Origin of the sequence: Kiloniella sp. (genome assembly GCF_048270245.1) — a bacterium.
Classification (GTDB): domain Bacteria; phylum Pseudomonadota; class Alphaproteobacteria; order Kiloniellales; family Kiloniellaceae; genus Kiloniella.
Map to the genome: position 1 here is coordinate 632,859 of NZ_JBLWTH010000001.1, position 18,978 is coordinate 651,836.

19 protein-coding genes and 1 tRNA gene are annotated in these 18,978 nt (G+C 45.6%); 15 read left to right on the forward strand and 5 right to left on the reverse strand.

Annotated features, from left to right (window positions below):
- Positions 1-6: 6 nt before the first annotated feature.
- Positions 7-588, reverse strand: coding sequence for a YqaA family protein (locus tag ACN0W5_RS02985; protein WP_299371453.1), 582 nt, complete (start codon positions 586-588; stop codon positions 7-9).
- Positions 589-740: 152 nt separating this feature from the next.
- The gene (locus ACN0W5_RS02990; RefSeq protein ID WP_417452759.1) at positions 741-1,247 is read right to left on the reverse strand and encodes a cold-shock protein; all 507 of its coding nucleotides are present in this window, start codon (positions 1,245-1,247) and stop codon (positions 741-743) included.
- 347 nt (positions 1,248-1,594) lie between these two features.
- On the opposite strand from ACN0W5_RS02990, the gene ACN0W5_RS02995 reads away from it, so the two are divergent.
- Together ACN0W5_RS02995 and ACN0W5_RS03000 are read left to right on the forward strand one after the other, a co-directional pair.
- Positions 1,595-1,679 (forward strand) — tRNA-Leu (locus tag ACN0W5_RS02995).
- A gap of 139 nt (positions 1,680-1,818) precedes the next feature.
- Complete coding sequence (locus tag ACN0W5_RS03000; RefSeq protein ID WP_417452760.1) at positions 1,819-2,277, forward strand: hypothetical protein; 459 nt, start codon at positions 1,819-1,821, stop codon at positions 2,275-2,277.
- On the opposite strand, the gene ACN0W5_RS03005 is transcribed toward ACN0W5_RS03000, so the two are convergent.
- Complete coding sequence (locus tag ACN0W5_RS03005) at positions 2,265-3,182, reverse strand: LysR family transcriptional regulator (RefSeq protein WP_417452761.1); 918 nt, start codon at positions 3,180-3,182, stop codon at positions 2,265-2,267. The genes ACN0W5_RS03000 and ACN0W5_RS03005 overlap by 13 nt on opposite strands.
- Positions 3,183-3,296: 114 nt before the next feature.
- Here ACN0W5_RS03005 and ACN0W5_RS03010 point away from each other — a divergent pair, with 114 nt between their 5' ends.
- On the forward strand, positions 3,297-3,710 hold the full coding sequence (locus tag ACN0W5_RS03010) for a VOC family protein (protein ID WP_417452762.1): 414 nt from the start codon (positions 3,297-3,299) through the stop codon (positions 3,708-3,710).
- On the forward strand, positions 3,707-4,642 hold the full coding sequence (locus ACN0W5_RS03015; protein WP_417452763.1) for a 2-hydroxyacid dehydrogenase: 936 nt from the start codon (positions 3,707-3,709) through the stop codon (positions 4,640-4,642). The genes ACN0W5_RS03010 and ACN0W5_RS03015 overlap by 4 nt, the downstream gene beginning before the upstream one ends.
- Positions 4,643-4,650: 8 nt before the next feature.
- Here ACN0W5_RS03015 and ACN0W5_RS03020 read toward each other — a convergent pair whose 3' ends face one another.
- Entirely contained in the window at positions 4,651-5,865 is a 1,215-nt protein-coding gene (locus ACN0W5_RS03020) for an NAD(P)/FAD-dependent oxidoreductase (RefSeq protein WP_417452764.1), read from the reverse strand.
- Positions 5,866-6,126: 261 nt separating this feature from the next.
- Here ACN0W5_RS03020 and ACN0W5_RS03025 point away from each other — a divergent pair, with 261 nt between their 5' ends.
- From ACN0W5_RS03025 to ACN0W5_RS03040, 4 genes are all read left to right on the forward strand, one after another.
- A complete protein-coding gene (locus ACN0W5_RS03025) occupies positions 6,127-6,777 on the forward strand; it encodes an NnrU family protein (protein WP_417452765.1) in 651 nt (216 codons plus the stop codon).
- Between the two features lie 57 nt (positions 6,778-6,834).
- Positions 6,835-7,527, forward strand: a complete 693-nt coding sequence (locus ACN0W5_RS03030; RefSeq protein WP_417452766.1) for a cyclic nucleotide-binding domain-containing protein — start codon at positions 6,835-6,837, stop codon at positions 7,525-7,527.
- Positions 7,528-7,619: 92 nt separating this feature from the next.
- A complete protein-coding gene (locus tag ACN0W5_RS03035; protein WP_417452767.1) occupies positions 7,620-7,964 on the forward strand; it encodes an ArsC family reductase in 345 nt (114 codons plus the stop codon).
- A gap of 9 nt (positions 7,965-7,973) precedes the next feature.
- A complete protein-coding gene (locus ACN0W5_RS03040) occupies positions 7,974-9,566 on the forward strand; it encodes an RsmB/NOP family class I SAM-dependent RNA methyltransferase (protein ID WP_417452768.1) in 1,593 nt (530 codons plus the stop codon).
- A gap of 151 nt (positions 9,567-9,717) precedes the next feature.
- Here ACN0W5_RS03040 and ACN0W5_RS03045 read toward each other — a convergent pair whose 3' ends face one another.
- Positions 9,718-10,167 (reverse strand): DUF2846 domain-containing protein, encoded by a 450-nt coding sequence (locus ACN0W5_RS03045; RefSeq protein ID WP_417452769.1) that lies wholly within the window; start codon positions 10,165-10,167, stop codon positions 9,718-9,720.
- A 244-nt stretch (positions 10,168-10,411) separates the two neighbouring features.
- On the opposite strand from ACN0W5_RS03045, the gene ACN0W5_RS03050 reads away from it, so the two are divergent.
- From ACN0W5_RS03050 to ACN0W5_RS03080, 7 genes are all read left to right on the forward strand, one after another.
- Positions 10,412-10,843 (forward strand): MaoC family dehydratase, encoded by a 432-nt coding sequence (locus ACN0W5_RS03050; protein WP_299371489.1) that lies wholly within the window; start codon positions 10,412-10,414, stop codon positions 10,841-10,843.
- A 191-nt stretch (positions 10,844-11,034) separates the two neighbouring features.
- Entirely contained in the window at positions 11,035-12,036 is a 1,002-nt protein-coding gene (locus ACN0W5_RS03055) for a bifunctional riboflavin kinase/FAD synthetase (protein WP_417452770.1), read from the forward strand.
- Positions 12,037-12,077: 41 nt separating this feature from the next.
- Positions 12,078-14,918: an isoleucine--tRNA ligase gene (ileS, locus tag ACN0W5_RS03060; protein ID WP_417452771.1), complete on the forward strand. Its 2,841-nt coding sequence runs from the start codon at positions 12,078-12,080 to the stop codon at positions 14,916-14,918.
- A 13-nt stretch (positions 14,919-14,931) separates the two neighbouring features.
- Positions 14,932-15,450, forward strand: a complete 519-nt coding sequence (gene lspA / locus ACN0W5_RS03065) for a signal peptidase II (RefSeq protein ID WP_417452772.1) — start codon at positions 14,932-14,934, stop codon at positions 15,448-15,450.
- Between the two features lie 30 nt (positions 15,451-15,480).
- Positions 15,481-16,062, forward strand: coding sequence for a DUF3035 domain-containing protein (locus ACN0W5_RS03070; protein ID WP_417452773.1), 582 nt, complete (start codon positions 15,481-15,483; stop codon positions 16,060-16,062).
- Positions 16,063-16,319: 257 nt separating this feature from the next.
- Complete coding sequence (locus ACN0W5_RS03075; RefSeq protein ID WP_417452774.1) at positions 16,320-17,615, forward strand: M16 family metallopeptidase; 1,296 nt, start codon at positions 16,320-16,322, stop codon at positions 17,613-17,615.
- A complete protein-coding gene (locus ACN0W5_RS03080; RefSeq protein ID WP_417452775.1) occupies positions 17,615-18,967 on the forward strand; it encodes a M16 family metallopeptidase in 1,353 nt (450 codons plus the stop codon). Before ACN0W5_RS03075 ends, ACN0W5_RS03080 begins: the two co-directional genes overlap by 1 nt.
- The last annotated feature ends 11 nt before the right edge of the window (positions 18,968-18,978 follow it).

Genomic DNA, 18,978 nt, shown 5'->3' on the forward strand with positions numbered 1-18,978 from the left:
TAACTTCTAGATCAAGTATTTAAGGGCTACAAAGCCCCCGATTAGGAGTATACAGAAGATTGTGGCAAGAATATTGAGGTACTTTTCAATAAATATTCTGATTGGCTGCCCAAAGTACCACAGTAGTCCCGCAACAAAAAAGAACCGAAGCCCGCGGGCACCCAAAGAAGAAATACTGAAGACGGTAAAGTTAAGTTCAAAAAAGCCAGAAGCAATGGTAATCACTTTATAGGGAAAAGGCGTTACCCCGGCGATAAAGACAATCCAGGCGCCCCAGTCATTATATTGGGTTCTGAAATCTTCCAGATATTCTGTTTTGCCGTAAAATTCTATGACGGGTTGGCCGATAGATTCGAATAAGAAGGCACCGATTCCATAGCCAAACATACCGCCCAAAACGGAAGCAATAGTTGCGATAAGGGCTATTTTCCATGCTTGGTCTCGTGCAGCCAACACCATTGGGATAATTAATATATCTGGCGGAATTGGGAAAACTGAACTCTCGATAAAGGCGATAAGGCCGAGAGCTAATAGCGCATGAGGATGTGCGGCTAGACTCATAGTCCAGTTATAAAGGCTACGAAACACGGTGAGCTTCCTTATGTTGATTAGGAAGCGAAGAAAACAGGACTCTTCCCTGTAGGTCAAGCAGAGATACAAGCACAAGGTTGTGCTTGTATCGTTCTACCCGATTGTTCCTCGTTTTGTGCTACCTTAGCTTTGGGTAGTTAGATTTCCTTTTAATCTAGGAGTTGGACAATTGTGGCCAAGGGCCCTTTGTCGCCGTCTTCTGTTTCCATTTTGATTCGCTGATTTTGGGCTATTCGGTATATTCCAGACCGTTCCAAAATACGGGCTGAGATAAAGATATCTCTGCTGCCGTCATCAGGAGAAACAAATCCGTAGCCCTTGTCAGCATTGAAAAATTTAACAATACCTTCGATGGTTGGCTCACCACTCTCGCTTCCAGGAGGTGGGGGCGGTTCCGGTATGGATTCTACACGATGAATATTTTTGACTTGTAGCCCTTTGTCTCCGTTTGTCAGGTCGCAAATTAGCTCTGCGCCTTCGGGCAGGGAACGATGACCTGCTCTTTCTAAAACGGATATATGAAGAAATGCATCGGGAAGTTTTTCCCCAGCCTGGACAAATCCAAACCCTTTGGTGGCATTGAACCACTTTACGCGTGCCTGTATATCAGGCATCTCATTTTCAGTTTGATCTATTATTACACTGGTATCTAACATGGCGCACGATTGCTCCAGACTAACCTGAATGTAGAACTTAAAATTGAACCCCTCCCGAGGGTACGATTTAAGTTTCTGAGGGGATTATTATGATTAATGAACGGCCATTTATTGTGAATCTCTTCCCCCCAAGAAAGAGGCCGTTTAAACTTAAAGTAACCTTGCTTTGGAATTAAGTTCTAGCGATAGTTTACTAGAAATATTAGGGAAAAGCAAAAACCCCGAACCTTTGTGTTATTTTTGTGCCTAATTTTAGATGAATTATAAATCTAAATTTAGATAAATTATAAAAATGAAATCGAGGCTTGCCAAAGGCGAAAGCATCAGTAATATGCGCATCCACAAGTGCCCCCGTGGCGGAATTGGTAGACGCGCGTGACTCAAAATCTCGTATCTTCGGATGTGCCTGTTCGACTCAGGCCGGGGGCACCATTTATTTTCCGCAAAACGCCGTTGAATAAGCGATTATATTCGTTAATTCGATAGAGACTTTTCCCCGTCAGTTATTAAGATGCTCCCCCGTGGTAATGGGAAAGTGTTCCCTTTGTTTCCGTGCATTGGGAGAAATAAAATGTCCAAGATTGATCGTGTGAAAGCACATGTTCTGACTGAGCTTGCAAAGGAGCAAGGGGAACAGCTCCGGTTTATGGCGAATCTGGATCTACGTCTTGTTTTTGGATATTTGACTGCACAATTTATTTTGGTCGGTTGGATAACGAATCAAACAGAAATTGCTGTTCAATTGGTGAGTGCGATTCTTTTGGTTAATGGGCTTCTGTTTGGTGTTATTGTAATGTTGCTGGTCCGCCATGGTCGACGCCGTCATCACGTGTCACAAACATCTCGAAATATCGATTCGGCACTTCAGCTTTACGAAACAGGAATCTATTTTGAGGGCCGCATCAAGAATCCGGACCGTCAGCGAGAAAAGAATCCATTATTTCTCTATTGGCACCCTATTTACATTTTTATCTGTGCTGTTGCTTTTACTGGTGTAAGTCTTTTAATTGTCAGCACCTATCTGGTTTGATGATGATTTATTGCTTTCCCGATATAAGAGATAATGGTTTCCTTCGCGGTTGACCTTTTTCGTACTAATATTGTTTTTCTATAATAGCGTGTATCGTCAAGTATGGTTTTGTGAAGGTCAATCCCTTCTGGCCAAGGCCCTTGCCAGTCTGGGATCAGGGATATGCCAAGGCCAGAGTTCACGAGTACGGTAATCGCTTCCAAGGCATCAAGCTCGCAAAATTCTTGCACCGTGATTTTGTTGTCGCGTAAAAATTTAGTAACAAGTTTTCCTCCCCAGGCATTGTGGTCATACCGAATAAAAGGTTTTTGCCGAAGTTGCTTAAGAAGATCGGATGAGAACTTTGTTGCCGTCTTATTTTCCGCTTTAAACAAATCCTCTGGCAAAAGGCCTTTTGTAACAATAAGGCAGAGTGGCTCCTGACTTACGACTTCAAATTTGAGCTCTTTTGGTAAAGAAAAAGGCGGTGCACTGATGATGGCTGCATCGAGATCATCTGAAAGCAGGCGGTTATATAGCTGTTGTGATGTTCCCGGATGTAGTTTTACTTCCAGGTCGTGTTTATCATTCTGAAGGAAGCTCAGGGTTTTGGGGATTATGCCCGTCATTGCCGTTGAGATGGCTCCTAGATCTAAACGTCCAGACATTCGCCCCTTGTTTAAGGTGCTTAACAGGTCGCGTTCAACTTCCAGCAATTTCTTTGCGTGGGGCAGAATACGTTGTCCAGCTTCAGTTAAATGAACCGTTTTCCCTGATCGTATAGTCAGAGAAGATCCAACCTGTTCTTCCAGCGCTTTTATGCGTTGGCTTACTGCTGTGGCAGTCAGCCCTTGTGATTGTGCTGCCCGCGCAATCGAGCCTTCTTTGGATAAAGCAATTAGGCTTTTGAGAAAATCACTATTCAAAACAAAGATATTCCTATGTTTAAAGTAACAATAACACAGTAATTGTTATTTTATTTTTGTGCTAGAGAGTTCTCAAGACCACAAATTCATAAGTTCTTATCAGGAGATTTTTCGATGAAAAGCCTTTTTCACCTAGCATACAATGTACGCAACTTGGCCGACGCACGTTCTTTTTATGGTGAGATACTTGGTTGTGAAGAGGGGCGATCATCTGACAGTTGGGTCGATTATAATTTTTTTGGGCATGAGATTTCTCTACACCTTGGTACGCCTTTTGATGTTCAATCTACGGGCAGGGTCGGGGGACATATGGTGCCAATGCCGCATTTAGGGGTAATTCTTGAATATGAGGATTGGATTGGTGTTGCAGAGAAACTCAAAGCGGCCAAAGTTGAGTTTGTGTTGGAGCCCATGGTGCGATTCGAAGGCGAGCCTGGCGAGCAATGGACAATGTTTTTCTTTGATCCATCTGGAAATCCGATAGAGATTAAAGGCTTTAAATCAATGGATAGGGTTTTTGCATCATGAGCATTCTTTTACTGACATCAGTTTCAACTGAAGAAGAAACGATGTGGTTAAACCAGCTCAGATCTGCATTGCCAGAAGAAGATGTTACGTTGTTGGCTGAACTCAATGACAGAGCCGATGTTGATATAGCGATTGTTGCTAATCCGCCACAAGAGGTGTTGCGTACTCTACCAAAGTTAAAAATGATTCAAAGTTTATGGGCTGGTGTTGATGCGTTGTTGGGGGATCCAACCTTACCTGAAAACGTGCCGCTTGTTCGGTTGATTGATCCAACCTTATCCGCGTCAATGGCTGAAGCAACCGCGACCCATGTTCTGGCCCTGCATCGTGATTTACCTCGTTATGCCAAACAACAACAACGTCAGGAATGGCAGCAGCATGAATTACTGCGGTCGTCTGATCGTACGATTGGTATTCTCGGCTTGGGGGAGATGGGGGTTGCTTCTGCTCAACAGCTACGGGCCTTGGGTTTTAACGTTCGAGGGTGGAGCAGGTCGCTGAAAAGTATCGAAGGTATTAAGTGTTTTGCGGGGCAAGAACGTCTCAAGGAGTTTCTTCAAGGGCTTGATATATTGGTAAATCTTTTACCCCTGACACCAGAGACAATGGGAATTTTGTCAAAGGATCTGTTCTTTCAGCTTCCCAAGGGAACTGGGTTGATCAACTTTGGTCGTGGCGGTCACCAGATAGAGGGAGACGTGGTCGCAGCGTTGGATGACGGGCAGTTATCCCATGCGGTGTTGGACGTCTTTTCACAAGAACCGCTTCCGGCTGATAATCCGTTGTGGCGTCATCCGAAGATCACGCTTTTGCCGCATGTCGCGGCGCCGACAAATCAAAAAACAGCCGTTGAAATTGTGGCTAGAAATATCAAAAACTACAGAAGAACGGGACTTTTGCCAAAGCAAGTTGAACGGTCAGTTGGCTATTAAAGTAAGGTCTATGCAGCCTGGCCCGCTGCGTGGCCTGATGCCCATGCCCATTGAAAATTAAAACCGCCCAGATGTCCGGTTACATCGACCACCTCACCGATGAAGAAAAGGCCCGATCGCGTCTTGCTTTCCATGGTATTGGATGAAAGATCCTTTGTGTTTACCCCGCCAAGCGTCACTTCGGCCTTTGCATAACCTTCATCCCCTGATGGTGTGATGACCCACTTGTGAATGGCCTCAGCAGCAGCATGAAGTTTCTTGCTCCCCATATCTGCGGGCGTTCTGTTTTCGCTAAATCGATTAACCCATTCCTGTGCAAAGCGTTTGCTCATGAAAGGGGCAAGAACATTGGTCAGTGTCTTCTTTTTGTTTGCGTCTGCGGTGAGTTCTTCTTCAATGTTCTGGGCGGGCAACAAGTCAATGGAAAGTGATTTTCCCGGTTCCAGATAAGAGGAAATCTGTAGAATAGCTGGCCCACTTAGGCCGCGATGGGTGAACAGTAGGTTTTCGCGAAAGCCCTGCTTTTTAACTGAGGCGATACAGTCCTGTGAAACACCACTAAGGGTTTTGCAAAAGGCTTTGTCATCAGCGTTGAGGGTCAGAGGGACAAGTGCAGGCCGGATTGGTGTAAGGGGTATATCGAACTGTCGGGCAATTCTATGGCCGAAATCTGTAGCCCCGATCTTTGGTATGGAAAGCCCCCCCGTTGCAATGACCAACGATTGACATGTGACAGCACCTTTACTGGTTTCGAGAGAAAACCTAAGGCCACTGGGGCTTTCTGGTAAAGGGCGAATACCATTAACGGATACTGGATTGTGAATCTCGACGCCTGCGTCTCGGCATTCTGCGAGCAGCATATCAATGATATCCTGTGCAGAGTTGTCGCAAAAAAGCTGTCCAAGTGTTTTTTCATGATACTTGATTTCGTGTTTGGCCATCAAATCAAGAAAATCATAGGGGGTGTAGCGTGCCAATGCAGATTTGCAGAAGTGTTTGTTGCCGGAAATAAAGTCGTTAGCTGTGGTGTGTATATTGGTGAAATTACAACGCCCACCGCCTGAGATGCGAATTTTCTCGCAGAGTTTTTTTGCATGGTCGATGACCAGAACACGCCGCCCTCTTTTCCCAACCTCAATTGCACACATAAGGCCGGCAGCACCTGCGCCAACAATAATAACATCCCACTTTTCTGGTTCTTTATATGGAGAGGTATTTTGCATGGATCTCTCTTTTGTCCGTGTACTGGTTCATGTGCAACAACTTTGTCGGAACTTTAAACGGGGTAATACCTGAATTGAGAAAAAACGCCAAGCTGTAACAATATTTTGAAATAGCTTTGAATAAGATGTCAGGCATGACCAATCTATATAGAGCTTTAATTTGCAAAGCAGTGAGCGATGAGTGAACGATGCTCTAGGTGTTGCAATCATGATACTAGAGGAATAGGGCTTGAAGCAGGGCGCTGGATAAATGGGGATGAAATGGCGACTTATATAATTATTGGCGGGCTTGGCCTATTTTCTTTGTTGCATTTGGTAACAGCTACACGAAAAGTAAGATCGGCAATAGTCGCGCAGTTAGGGGAGTTGCAATATAAGGGGCTTTTTTCTTTCGCGTCTTTGGTGGCCTTCGGTACCGCTGTTTATGGCTATGTCCAAGGTTCTTATGTTGAATACTGGGTGGCAAGTAGTGCGGTTATCCTTTTGCAAAGTTTTCTGTTGATGCCCGTGGCAATCATTTTGATTGTTAGCTCGTATATTTCAAAAGGGACACAAAGATTGACCCGACACCCAATGCTGATGGGGGTAACAATTGCCTGTTTCAGCCATGTGCTTGTGAACGGGAATCTTGCCTTTATTCTCTTTTTTGGTGGATTAGGGGGGTATGGGGTTCTTGCAATGATTTGGTCTGATCATCAGCGCCGTATTTCCAGAGATCCAGAGGATCAGTTCTTTCTAGAGCAGACAGGGTACGTTCCTGTTTTTGGGCGGTTACATCAAAATAATGGCGATCTCTTGCCTAGATTAGGAACCTTGGGGCCTGTTATCGGCACGGCGTGCTATGGGCTTGCCATTACATATCATGGACAGCTTTTGGGCGTATCGCCCCTTTCTTCCATACTGACGCCGTAGGATGAGTAGTGGTTCGTGAACGGGAACTTAGTGGCTTTCATTTGAGTGGAGTTGATAATGCCTTTTATTCAGGAAAACCTTTCAAGTCTCCCTGAACTGCTTGTCGCTATCGGTTTCTTACTGACCTTTGTTGCTTTTGTCGTCAGCGATATTTTATGGCTTCGAATTTTTACCATTGTAGCTAAGCTCGCGATGGCTATTGCAGCTCTTCTGCCTGAGAATGGTCCGATGTGGCTATCTTTTTCTGGAAATATGATTCTTATTGCAGTGAACTTGTTTCACTCGACGCTTCTTATTTTGGAAAAACGCCGCTCTAACTTATCAGATCAAGAGCAATCTCTGAAAGATAAAGCATTTCCGACGATGGATAGAGTTCTTGTTAAACGACTTTTTCGGGCCGCATGTTGGTCTGAATTTGAGCAAGGTGAAACAATCCTTTTCGAAGGGGAGTGTCCGGATAGATTATTTCTTTTGTTTGAGGGAAAAGCTTTTGTATCTGTCGGTCATAAGCGTGTTGGTGAAATTGAGGCCGGACAATTTGCCGGCGAAATGTCTTTTTTGACAATGGAAAAAGCCGGTGCGACGGTAACAACGCGCGAAAGGACCAAGTGTCTGGTTTGGGAACGGTCTGATCTGGAAAAGCTCTATCATAAAGACAGAGATCTTCAGTCTGTTCTAGTGGCAGCGATAGGGGCAGATTTGGTGACAAAAATCCTTTCGCAAAATAGAAGAGCTACGAAATTCGCTTAGGTGCTATGTTTAGTAGAATTGACAACTTTGCTTGCATTTCGTGATCAGAAGGTTACCTAGGTGCCAGAATTTATTTAAGAACGGAAAGATTGATGATCAAACTCTACGGTATTAAGAACTGCGATACATGCAGAAAGGCACTCAAAACATTGTCTGCCGCAGGTCTTGATCATCAGTATCACGATTTCCGTGTGGACGGACTGTCTGCTGAAGATCTTGATAGATGGATCTCTGTGGCGGGATGGGAAAAGCTTCTTAATAAGCGGGGCACGACGTGGCGAAATTTATCAGATGATATCAAGGAGTCGGTGAATGAGGCTGTGGCCCGGAACTTGATGCTGGAAAATCCTACGCTCATTAAACGTCCGGTTTTTGATGCGCCACAAGGTGTCATCGTTGGGTTTACTAAAAACGAACAAACCCTTTTGGGGCTTTAGGAGCATATCGTGGCTGATCAATTTAATGATAAAAAATCTGCTGACGGTAAGTCTGGCGCTGGAAAACAACAGGTGCGCAAGGAAAGATTCCTCGCGCAGAAACACGGAAAAGATGCCGAGAAGACACGCAGCGTTGATCATCAAAATAGGCGCCAGCATGGTAGAACGCGCGATGACCGTGTGAACGATCGAAATTCCTCAGGTGAGGAAAATTTTTATACAAAGCGATCAGATGTCGAGCCTGTTAAAAGTGGGGCACGGCTGGCGCGTGGCGCAGAACGTGTTGACTTGCCTATGGGACGTTTGTTGTTTCATGTTCTGGCGGTTCTGGAAGAAGCAACGAATTCCGACAGCCCCATAGATCGGGCGTTAGCAGCCCACTTTTCAAACATAAAGGGGCGTTTGACCCCGCGTGATCATACACGTATTCGAGATATGGTGTGGGGCGTTGTCCGTCGTTATCGCCGTTTGTTATGGTGGCTGGAAATCAATGGTCAGACACCACAAGTACGTAAACTTCTTCTTGCGGATCTCGTTCTTACCCATGGCAAGAACGTTCAGGATATTACGCACTTTTGCAAAGGCGGCGGCGGTTATCTTAAGCGACTAACTGATTCAGAAGCGCGTGTGTTGAGCGCGATGGATGGAAAGCAACTTGCTGATGAAACCATGCCCGAGGCTGTGACGTTGGAATGCCCATCTTGGGCGGAAAAAGGGTTGCGCGAAGTCTTTGGAGATCGTTTTGCTGAAGAAGTTGATGCTTTGCGCGAAGCTGCACCGTTGGATATCCGGGTTAATCCGTTTAAAGGTAATCGTGACGACCTGATCCCAAGATTGGAAAAGGCGGGATGTAAGGTTGAAAAGCTAGATTGGCTTCCCTACGGTTTGCGGATTACGGATGCAGGTCGAAAAGCGCACTTACCCTTCTATGAACGTGGTGAGTTTGAAATTCAGGATGCCGGATCTCAGGTTCTGGCGGTCATGGTTGCCGTTGAGCCGGGACAACGGGTTATCGATTTTTGTGCAGGGGCTGGTGGTAAAACGCTAGCTCTGGCTGCTGATATGGATAATCGCGGGCAGCTTATTGCGGCGGATGTTCATAACAAACGTTTGAACCGTGCGGCACAGCGATTGAAACGGGCCGGTGTGTTTAATGCCGAACGAAAAGTCTTGGAAAGCGAACGTGATCCTTGGGTCAAAAAGAATAAAGGTAAGTTTGACCGTGTTCTTGTGGATGCCCCTTGTAGCGGCACAGGTTCTTGGCGTCGTGCCCCTGATTCGAAATGGCGCAGAGATGAAAAGGATTTAGAGGAGTTGGTCGCATTACAAGAAAGTATTCTGACATCTGCTGCCCGTTTGGTGAAGCCAGGTGGGCGTTTGGTTTATGCCACTTGTTCTCTGCTGCCTATTGAAAATGAAGATCAGGTGGCTAAATTGCTTCGTTCCCGTCCTGATTTCAAATTGGTGCCGGTAAAAGATGTTTGGGAAGAAAGAATGCCGTCGTCTATGCCAGAGACAATAGGCAACATGCTTCGTTTAAGCCCGGCAACAAATGATACGGATGGTTTTTTTGCAGCTGTTCTCGAAAGAGAAGCAGAATAGGATGCTGGCTTATTAATTTACCCAGGCCAGTTTTCTCAGGCCAGTTTTCTCAAACCAACTGACGAGGCCACATTCGTGGTGGCCTTTTTCTAACTGTCTTATTTGTAGAATAAACCTGTTCTGGGTTTCGGGGATTATGACAGATTGTCCTTTAACTTGGGTTTTGATCTGGGGGCAGAAGTTTTTGTCCTTGAATCTCTTTCAGTGCCTCGGGTTCGGGGACTTCTTTGATTGCGTGATAGCTGCGGATGACTGATGTGGTGCCGTAGGCTTTGAAATAGCGTGTTTCTCCGGGTTTTAAGAGTATCAAAACCGGGGTTTCAATGTCAGATGATATTTTGATTTCGTAGTTACCGGGCTGTGCATCGCGGTAATGAACCTGATTGAGTTTTGCTGTTCCGACGGACTTCCCGTTTACGAGAAAGTCAGGTTCAATGGCTGCGAGAAAAGGAACCTGAGAACGGTAAAAATATAAACGGGCACTTTCTGGTGAAATTGCGGGCAGGCTACCAGTTATTGGTTTTGCTTGCTTACTCGCTCCACAGGCTGTGAGGGGCAAGAGAATAGTGAAGATTACAACCGTCTTTGTGAATGAGAGCACCAGATCAACCTTTATATAGAACCAACTTGTATATTAAATCACTTTTCAAAAAATACCAAAGATGGTTTGTCTTGTATATCAGTGTATGCTGCGGTGCAAAATAACACTTGTTTGCAGGTGCGAAACAACGTAATTTTCGTGAAGTTATCCAAAGATTGATTTTTGAGAAAGAATAATACAAATCTCGGGATCATTTAAATAATAATAAACTGAAAAAATAGACCTGTGGCGGAGGGAAGAGCTTATGTTCGGGCAACAAGGGTATTATATCGAAGATCTGAATGAGGGAATGGAAGCATCATTCTCGAAGACAGTAACCGAAGCCGACATTGTTTTGTTTGCAGGTATTTCAGGTGACACCAATCCTGTACATATTGATGAAGAAGCTGCGAAAAAAAGTGTTTTCGAAGGGCGTATTGCCCATGGCATGCTAACAGCATCCTATCTGTCGACAGTTTTGGGGACGAGATTACCCGGGCCAGGGTGTATATATCTTTCGCAGTCACTAAGATTCAAGGGGCCTGTACGTATTGGTGATACTGTTACGGCGATTGTGCGGGTGAAGGAAGTTATGATGTCTAAAAAACGTGTGATTTTAGAGACACTTTGCCAAGTAAAGGGCAAGGATGTGTTGGATGGTGAGGCAATGGTTATGGTGTCTTCACGGGATCAATAAGTCTATTATCGTTAAATCTTTTGATAAAAAAGCCATAAGGCTGTTTTCAAGCAGCCTTTGACCTAGTATTCATAGGCCTTTGAGGGTTGTTTATGGTGCGTCTGCTAATATCGGAAGCGCATTAAATATTTTTACAGCCTGACGCGTAGAATATTTCAGGAGCTTACAGGCTATAAGCCTAGGTTTAATAAATGGCAGTTTTTCATAACTTTACCAATCTACCGGATGACGCACGGGGAGCTGTCGTTGCAATTGGCAACTTTGATGGTGTTCATCTGGGGCATCAGGCCGTGATTCGTCAGGCAAGAGAGATTGCGGAAAAATTAAACCGCCCTTTGGCCGTTTTAACCTTTGAGCCTCATCCCCGATCTTTGTTTAAACCAGATCAATCTTGTTTTCGTTTGACCCCAATGATCGCAAAAGCACATGCCTTGAAAAAGGTTGGTGTTGATCATGTTTATATTCAGGATTTCACTCTTGATTTTGCCAAACAGTCAGCAGAATCATTTGTCTTAGAGACTTTGGTACGTGATCTAGGTGCGAAACATTTGGTTATTGGTGGTGATTTTTGTTTTGGTAAGGATCGCCAAGGTAACGCAACGTTGCTTGAAACCATGGGAAAAGAACACGGTTTTGGTGTCACGGCCGCTACACTTGTTGAAGATAAAAACGATGTTGTTTTATCTTCATCGCGCATCCGGGAATACCTCAAGGCAGGTAAACCAGCTGATGCAGCAAGAATTTTGGGGCGTTACTGGGAAATTGACGGCACGGTAATGCATGGGTTTAAGCGCGGAAGAACGATTGGCTTTCCGACCGCGAATCTATCCATGGAAAATTATCTTATTCCCAGTCTGGGCGTCTATGCCGTACGTGTTGCCAAGGCTGGGGTTGAGGGTTTCGGGTTAACCCATTGGTACAACGGTGTAGCAAATATTGGTGTGCGCCCGACCATAGATGGTGAGGGTGTAAACCTTGAAGTTTTCATCTTTGATTTTGATGAAGATATTTATGATATGGACCTTCGGGTGCAAATCGTGGAATATCTGCGCCCTGAAAAGAAATTTGATGGCCTATCGGCCTTGACTGAACAGATCGAAAAAGACAGCGAACAGGCTAGAAAGCTTTTGTTGGCTTTACCTGATCATCCAATCGACCCCGTTGTTTCGGCAACAGGTGAACATCAAGCATAATTGTTAAAACGACATAATTGTTAAAATGGAAGAGTGGCTCCATGAGCACGGACTATAAAGATACTGTTTTTCTCCCCAAGACTGATTTCCCTATGCGCGCTGGCTTGCCCAAAAAAGAGCCTGAGATTTTGCAGCGTTGGGCAGATATTGGGTTGTTTGAGAAACTGCGTGCACAGAGCAAAGGCCGCGAAAAATTTACGCTTCACGATGGCCCTCCCTATGCTAACGGTCACCTTCATATGGGGCACGCACTCAATAAAGTGCTGAAAGATGTGATCAATCGTTCTCAACAGATGTTAGGTAAAGATGCACACTATGTGCCCGGTTGGGATTGTCACGGTCTGCCGATTGAATGGAAGGTCGAAGAAGGCTATCGCGAGCGCGGTCAGGATAAAGACGAAGTTCCTGTTGTGGAATTTCGCAAGGAATGTCGTGAGTTTGCCGATAAGTGGATCAAGATCCAGATTGAAGAATTCAAGCGTCTCGGTATCGAAGCTGATTGGGAACAACCTTATAAGACCATGAACTACCAATCAGAATCCCTGATTGTGAAGGAAATGGGTAAGTTCTTGATGAACAAAGGTCTCTACATGGGGACCAAAGCTGTTCTGTGGTCGGTTGTAGAGAAGACAGCCTTGGCCGATGCTGAAGTTGAATATCATGAACTGAAGTCACCAACGATATGGGTTCGTTTCCCGATTGCCAGCAGTAATGACAAGGTGCTCGACGGCGCATCGATCATCATCTGGACAACCACACCGTGGACCATTCCTGCTAACAGGGCGGTGGCTTGCGGTGAAGAGTTCGAATATGTGGTTTACGAAGTGACAGAGCTCGGTGAAAACAGCATTGCCAAAGTTGGTGAACGCCTTGTTCTAAACCGTGAATTGTCCGAACAGGTTAGAATAGATGCCAAGATCGAAGCATGGACCGAAGTTGGCGTGGTTTCTGATCTCTCTGACGTTAAAGTCAAACACCCCCTTAACGGGTTAGAGGGTGCTGATGGTGGCTATGATTACGAAGTGCCGTTACTGAACGCTGACTTTGTTACAAATGATGCTGGTACAGGGTTTGTTCATATCGCGCCAAGTCATGGTGCCGATGATAATGAACTCGGTCGTCAACAAGGGCTGGAAGTCCCGATGATGATTGATGAAGCTGGCGTTTATTACGATCATGTTCCGTTCTTTGCTGGTGCCTGTGTTTATACCCAGGAAGGTAAAGCAGGTGACGCCAATGGGCGTGTGATCAAGGCTCTGATTGAATCAGGCTCTTTGTTGGCCAAAGGATCCATGCGTCATAGTTACCCGCACTCTTGGCGTTCCAAAGCACCATTGGTGTTCCGTGCCACGCCTCAGTGGTTTATTTCTATGGAAACCAATGAACTAAGAGATAAAGCGCTTAAAGCTATCGATGAGACCCGCTTCATTCCCGAGAAGGGATCGACTCGCCTTTACAAGATGATTGAAGGGCGTCCGGATTGGTGTGTCTCTCGCCAACGAGTTTGGGGCGTTCCTCTGCCGATCTTTATGGAAAAGAAAACGGGTGAACCCCTTCGTGATCAGAAGGTTCTCGATCGTATTGTTGATGCTTTCGAACAAGAAGGCGGTGATGCCTGGTTTAACAGTCCGCCGGCCCGCTTCCTTGGTAACGAGTATAACCCGGATGATTACGAGCAAATTCAGGACGTCATCGAGGTCTGGTTCGATTCAGGGTCAACCCACAGCTTTGTATTGGAAGCACGCCCAGAATTGAAATGGCCGGCTGATCTTTACCTTGAAGGGTCGGACCAGCATCGTGGCTGGTTCCATACGTCACTACTGGAATCTGCCGGGACACGTGGTCGTGCACCATACGATGCCGTTCTGACCCATGGCTTTGTTCTTGATAACAAAGGCCGCAAGATGTCCAAATCTTTGGGTAACATCACGGCGCCTGCGGAAATCAATGCCAAATACGGTGCAGATATCCTGCGTCTTTGGGTTGTTGCTTCTGACTACTCGCAAGATTTGCGTGTTGGTGATGAAATTTTGAAGTATCAAGCCGATGCTTATCGTCGCTTAAGAAACACGCTGCGTTTCCTATTGGGGAGCCTTGATGGATTTAGCGACGCAGAGCGTTTGCCTGTAGGGGAAATGCCTGAGCTTGAGAAGTGGGTTCTGCATCGTTTGACTGAGCTGGATACGATCGTTCGCAAGTCCTGTGACGATTATGATTATCACGCAATGTTCCAGGCTCTGCATAATTTCTGTGCGCTTGATCTGTCTGCCTTCTATCTCGATATCCGCAAAGATACGCTGTATTGCGACGGTAAAGATACACTTGAACGCCGCGCTTGCCGGACTGTCATTGATACACTTTTTGATGCATTAACGGCATGGTTAGCACCGATTTTGTGCTTTACGACAGAAGAAGCATGGTTGGCACGTGGAAAAACAGACGAAGCTGAGTCTGTGCATCTGCGTACCTTCCCGGAAATTCCAGCGGACTGGGAAAATGATACTCTGGCTGAACGCTGGGACAATGTGCGTGAAGTTCGTCGCGTTGTTACTGGGGCAATTGAAGTTTTAAGAGCCGAGAAAAAAATTGGCTCTAGCCTTCAGGCGCGGCCGGCGGTGTATATCAACCGTCCCGAGCTGCTTTCTGCTATCGGTGATCTTAATATGGCTGATATCTGTATTACATCTCAGATTGAACTGGTCGAAGCTGATGCTCCACAAGAAGCTTATCGTTTGAATGATGTCGATGGCGTTGGTGTTGTGGTCGATGGTGCCGAAGGAAATAAGTGCGAGCGTTGCTGGAAAGTGCTTCCCGATGTGGGAAGTCATCCGCATGCGGGCACTTGTAGTCGTTGTGCCAGCGTTTTAGCTGCTAGTGTCTAAGGTGTCAGCTAGGATGCATCTCGAGAGTAAAGGTAATTTGATGGTACTCCGTGCTTTAATGCTGGCTTTATTGATTGCCGTAATTGATCAGGCCAGTAAGTGGTACGTATTGTTAGACATCATGAACCCACCAAAAATTATTGAGGTCACAAGTTTTTTCGATCTCGTTCTGGCTTATAATCCTGGGGTAAGCTTTGGTTTGTTTGGTAGCAATTCTGAATGGCGACCCTTCTTATTAGCTGGGGTTGCCATTACTATCGTGGTGGCTTTGTTTGTCTGGCTTTACAAAGAACCGGGTAAGCTGATCTCTGTGTCTGTCGGTCTGATAAGTGGCGGTGCGATCGGAAATGTAATTGATAGATTTGTTCACATTGGAGTGGTTGATTTCCTGAGTTTCAGTATCTCGTTCTTGCCCTGGCGGATCTTTAACCCTTGGCCTGCATTTAATCTCGCAGACAGCTTTATTTTTATCGGGGTAATGGTTTTGCTCTATGACGGCTTGTTCTTGACGCCATCTAAGGGTAATAAGTAAGAACCTTGAAAAAGGATGCGGATTGAAAGCATGAAGAAGATCAAATTTTTTGGGTTAATTGTTCTTGCCCTGGCTGTCACTGGTTGTAGTGATGGTTTGAAAGAACAAATTGGATTAGGAAAGCGTGCTCCCGACGAATTTAAAGTCGTGTCTAGAGCACCTCTTAGCCTTCCACCTGATTACAATCTTGCGCCTCCTCGTCCGGGGGCTTTACGTCCTCAAGAAGGATCGGCACAGGGGCAAGCCAAGCGTGCTGTGTTTAATCTAGACGGTACTGCAGGGCCAGAAAAAAGCTCGTCATTGGATCAAGCTGGGCGTAGCGATGGCGAAATGGCGCTCTTACAGTCGGCGGGCGCAAATGAGGCGCCTGATGATATCCGTCTTCTTATTGACCGGGAAACACGTCAGCTTAATTCTGAAAGTGAACAGGTTGTTGATGCGTTGATTTTCTGGAAAGATCAACCTAATCCCAATAGCTTGGTTGATCCGGTAAAAGAGGCGAAACGCATTCAGCAAAACGCTGCTCTTGGGACGCGTGGCCAAGGCGAAACCGAGATTATTGTGATCGAACGTGAAGCTCCACTTGAAGGGGTGTTTGACAATCTTTTCTAATTGTTGGTTCTAAATGATTTGAGAAAAGCTCCGATTTTGTCGGAGCTTTTTTTATTTTGTGTTGGCTGTATCTGAAAAATAGTTTGTTGCCCTAGTTTTGCCAGATTAATGCGCCATGAAGAACACGGATTGATCGTGTTCGCTTTGATTGCAGCGATTTTGCCCTATGAAATCTCTTAAACGACTTAGATTGCTTGAAAATGGTCTCTAAATTTAAATCCACGTTTTCTTTTTACATGATTGTTTGCAGTTTGATCGTGCCGTTTTCATCTGTTCAAAGTGCCGTTTTTAATCCAGATACTTTTACCCTTGATAACGGGCTTGAGGTTGTTGTTGTTCCCAATCACAGAGCACCGATCGTCACGCAAATGCTTTGGTATAAAGTCGGAGCTGCAGATGAAGATACTGGTGAGTCTGGGAATGCGCATTTCTTAGAACACTTGATGTTTAAGGGAACTGAACGTTTCGAGTCGGGCAAATTTTCAGCGTTGGTAGCTAAAAATGGGGGACAGGAAAATGCATTTACGTCTTGGGATTACACCGCCTATCACCAAACAGTAGCCAAAGACCGCCTTGAATTGGTGATGGAACTGGAAGCCGACAGAATGACAGGTCTTATCCTGGATGATGAAAAGGTTTTGCCCGAACGCGAAGTCGTGCGTGAAGAAAGGCGAAGCCGCGTTGGAAACCGCCCCGGCGCGCAATTGGGTGAAGTTATGCGGGCCAGCCAGTTTCTCAACCATCCTTATCGGATACCAATTATCGGTTGGGATCATGAAATAGAGGCATTGAATACAGAGACAGCTCTGTCTTTTTATCGAAAATGGTATGCGCCGAACAATGCTGTCCTTGTTATTTCAGGTGATGTTACCGTTGACGAAGTAAAGCCTCTTGCTGAGAAATACTATGGCATTATTCCCTACAAGGAAGTGCCCGAGCGAAAGAGGATTTCAGAACCCCCGCAAAATGCTGCACGAAGGGTTGTGAAGGAAAGTCATTTGATCACTAATCCATCTGTTACGATACGATATCTTGCCCCGAGTTATCGGACCGCCGGTAATAATGATCCTTACGCATTACAGGTGTTAGACGAGATTATCGGCTCAGGAGCGACCAGCAAGTTATATAAAAAGTTGGTTATTGAAGAAAAACTGGCGGCATCTGTTGGTACATCCTATAGCCCCAATGCTTATGACCTGAGTACCTTTACGCTCTACATTTCTCCTCGTCCTGGTGTGGGGATTGATGTGGTAGAAAAGCGGTTACGGGAAGAACTCTCTGATTTGATAGAGGGGGGGGTAACGCAGGCTGAAGTGGATAAAGCTATAACCCGGATGGTTGATGCGGCCATTTTTGCACGTGATTCTCTTGCCGCGGCACCTAATGTGATTGGGCGTGCGATAACTACAGGTGGGAGTGTCGAGGACGTAGAAGCTTGGCCAGACAGGATTTCTGCAGTTACATCAGACAAAATCAACGATCTGTTGAAAAAAACGTTTGTTGATAACCAGTCGGTTACAGGTGTTTTGTTGCCAGGAAAGAGAGCCGAATAATGAAGTCTTTTGTCAAGCTCGGACTTGCCACATACCTAACAACTCTGTTGAGCTTGTGTAATCTTTCTTCGGCGTTTGCTGTTGATATTGTTCAGGTTACAAGCCCCGGCGGAATACACGCCTGGCTTATCGAAGATCGTAGTAACCCCATTATTTCGATGAAATTTGCTTTCTCGGGAGGGTCATCTGTCGATCCGGATGGTAAAGAAGGTCTCGCCAACTTCGTTGCTGCGACAATTGATGAGGGGGCAGGGGACCTTGATTCGCAAGCTTTCCAGGCCAAGTTAAATGATTTGTCGATCTCTTTGGGCTTTGATGCTGGGCGTGAATTTTTTAGTGGTGAGCTTGTCACGTTAACAAAAAACAAGGCGATAGCTTTTGAGTTGCTTGAGCTATCTTTGACGGGACCAAGGTTTGACCGTGAGCCAATTGAACGAATTCGATCACAGATTTCTCTTGCTCTTAAACAGCGGGCGGATGATCCGGGATACAAAGCGCAAAGTACTTTGCGTACGCTTTATTATCCCAACCATGTTTATGGTCGTGCAAACGATGGAACGTTTGAAAGCTTGAAAAACATAACTATTTCTGATTTGAAAAGTTATATGGCAGAGAACATTGCCCAAAATAACCTGACCGTTGCAGTTGTTGGGGATGTGGATCGTGTTGAACTTGGGACATTGTTGGATCAGGCCTTTGGTGGTCTTACACAAAAATCAAAACCATTTCGGGTATCTGGTGCGTCACCTGCGATAAAAGGGGGAACGATCATTTTGGACGAGGATATTCCCCAGAGCGAAGTTATAATGGCCCATAGAGGCATTTCCCGGGATGATCCTGATTATTATGCCGCCTTTATTGTGAATCATATTCTAGGCGGAGGAAGCTTTTCTTCTCGGTTGTATCAGGAGGTTCGGGAAAAAAGAGGTTTGACTTATTCTGTAGGTAGTTACCTCTCTTTGTTGGATCAGGCACCGCTTGTGATGGCTTCGGTCGCGACACAAAATGAACGCGTTGCTGAAACAATCCGGATTATGAAAGAGCAATGGTCATTAATGGCTGAAGAAGGACCGAGCGAACAGGAATTGATCGATGCCAAAACCTATTTGACGGGGTCTTTCCCGTTAAGTTTTACCAGCACGGGGCGGGTTGCAAATATCTTGTTGGCGATGCAGTTGAATGATTTGGGGATCGATTACCTAGATCAGCGGAATAAGTACCTTGAGGCCGTGACGTTGGAAGACGCAAAACGGGTTGCCAAAGAATTATTTAAGCCAGATTCGTTGACGGTTGTTATTGCTGGGCGCCCGGTCGGGCTTGAGGAAGAAGTCCCTTTGCCGTTTGAGCCATAACAGTTCTATCT

Bases quoted from the DNA above. Each gene is read 5' to 3' on its own strand.
- ACN0W5_RS03080 (WP_417452775.1), top strand. From the start codon at position 17,615: ATGAAGTCTTTTGTCAAGCTCGGACTTGCCACATACCTAACAACTCTG.
- ileS (WP_417452771.1), top strand. From the start codon at position 12,078: ATGAGCACGGACTATAAAGATACTGTTTTTCTCCCCAAGACTGATTTC.
- ACN0W5_RS03030 (WP_417452766.1), top strand. From the start codon at position 6,835: ATGCCTTTTATTCAGGAAAACCTTTCAAGTCTCCCTGAACTGCTTGTC.
- ACN0W5_RS03010 (WP_417452762.1), top strand. From the start codon at position 3,297: ATGAAAAGCCTTTTTCACCTAGCATACAATGTACGCAACTTGGCCGAC.
- lspA (WP_417452772.1), top strand. From the start codon at position 14,932: ATGCATCTCGAGAGTAAAGGTAATTTGATGGTACTCCGTGCTTTAATG.
- ACN0W5_RS03035 (WP_417452767.1), top strand. From the start codon at position 7,620: ATGATCAAACTCTACGGTATTAAGAACTGCGATACATGCAGAAAGGCA.
- ACN0W5_RS03000 (WP_417452760.1), top strand. From the start codon at position 1,819: ATGTCCAAGATTGATCGTGTGAAAGCACATGTTCTGACTGAGCTTGCA.
- ACN0W5_RS02990 (WP_417452759.1), bottom strand. From the start codon at position 1,247: ATGTTAGATACCAGTGTAATAATAGATCAAACTGAAAATGAGATGCCT.
- ACN0W5_RS03070 (WP_417452773.1), top strand. From the start codon at position 15,481: ATGAAGAAGATCAAATTTTTTGGGTTAATTGTTCTTGCCCTGGCTGTC.
- ACN0W5_RS03015 (WP_417452763.1), top strand. From the start codon at position 3,707: ATGAGCATTCTTTTACTGACATCAGTTTCAACTGAAGAAGAAACGATG.
- ACN0W5_RS03055 (WP_417452770.1), top strand. From the start codon at position 11,035: ATGGCAGTTTTTCATAACTTTACCAATCTACCGGATGACGCACGGGGA.
- ACN0W5_RS03050 (WP_299371489.1), top strand. From the start codon at position 10,412: ATGTTCGGGCAACAAGGGTATTATATCGAAGATCTGAATGAGGGAATG.
- ACN0W5_RS03020 (WP_417452764.1), bottom strand. From the start codon at position 5,865: ATGCAAAATACCTCTCCATATAAAGAACCAGAAAAGTGGGATGTTATT.
- ACN0W5_RS03025 (WP_417452765.1), top strand. From the start codon at position 6,127: ATGGCGACTTATATAATTATTGGCGGGCTTGGCCTATTTTCTTTGTTG.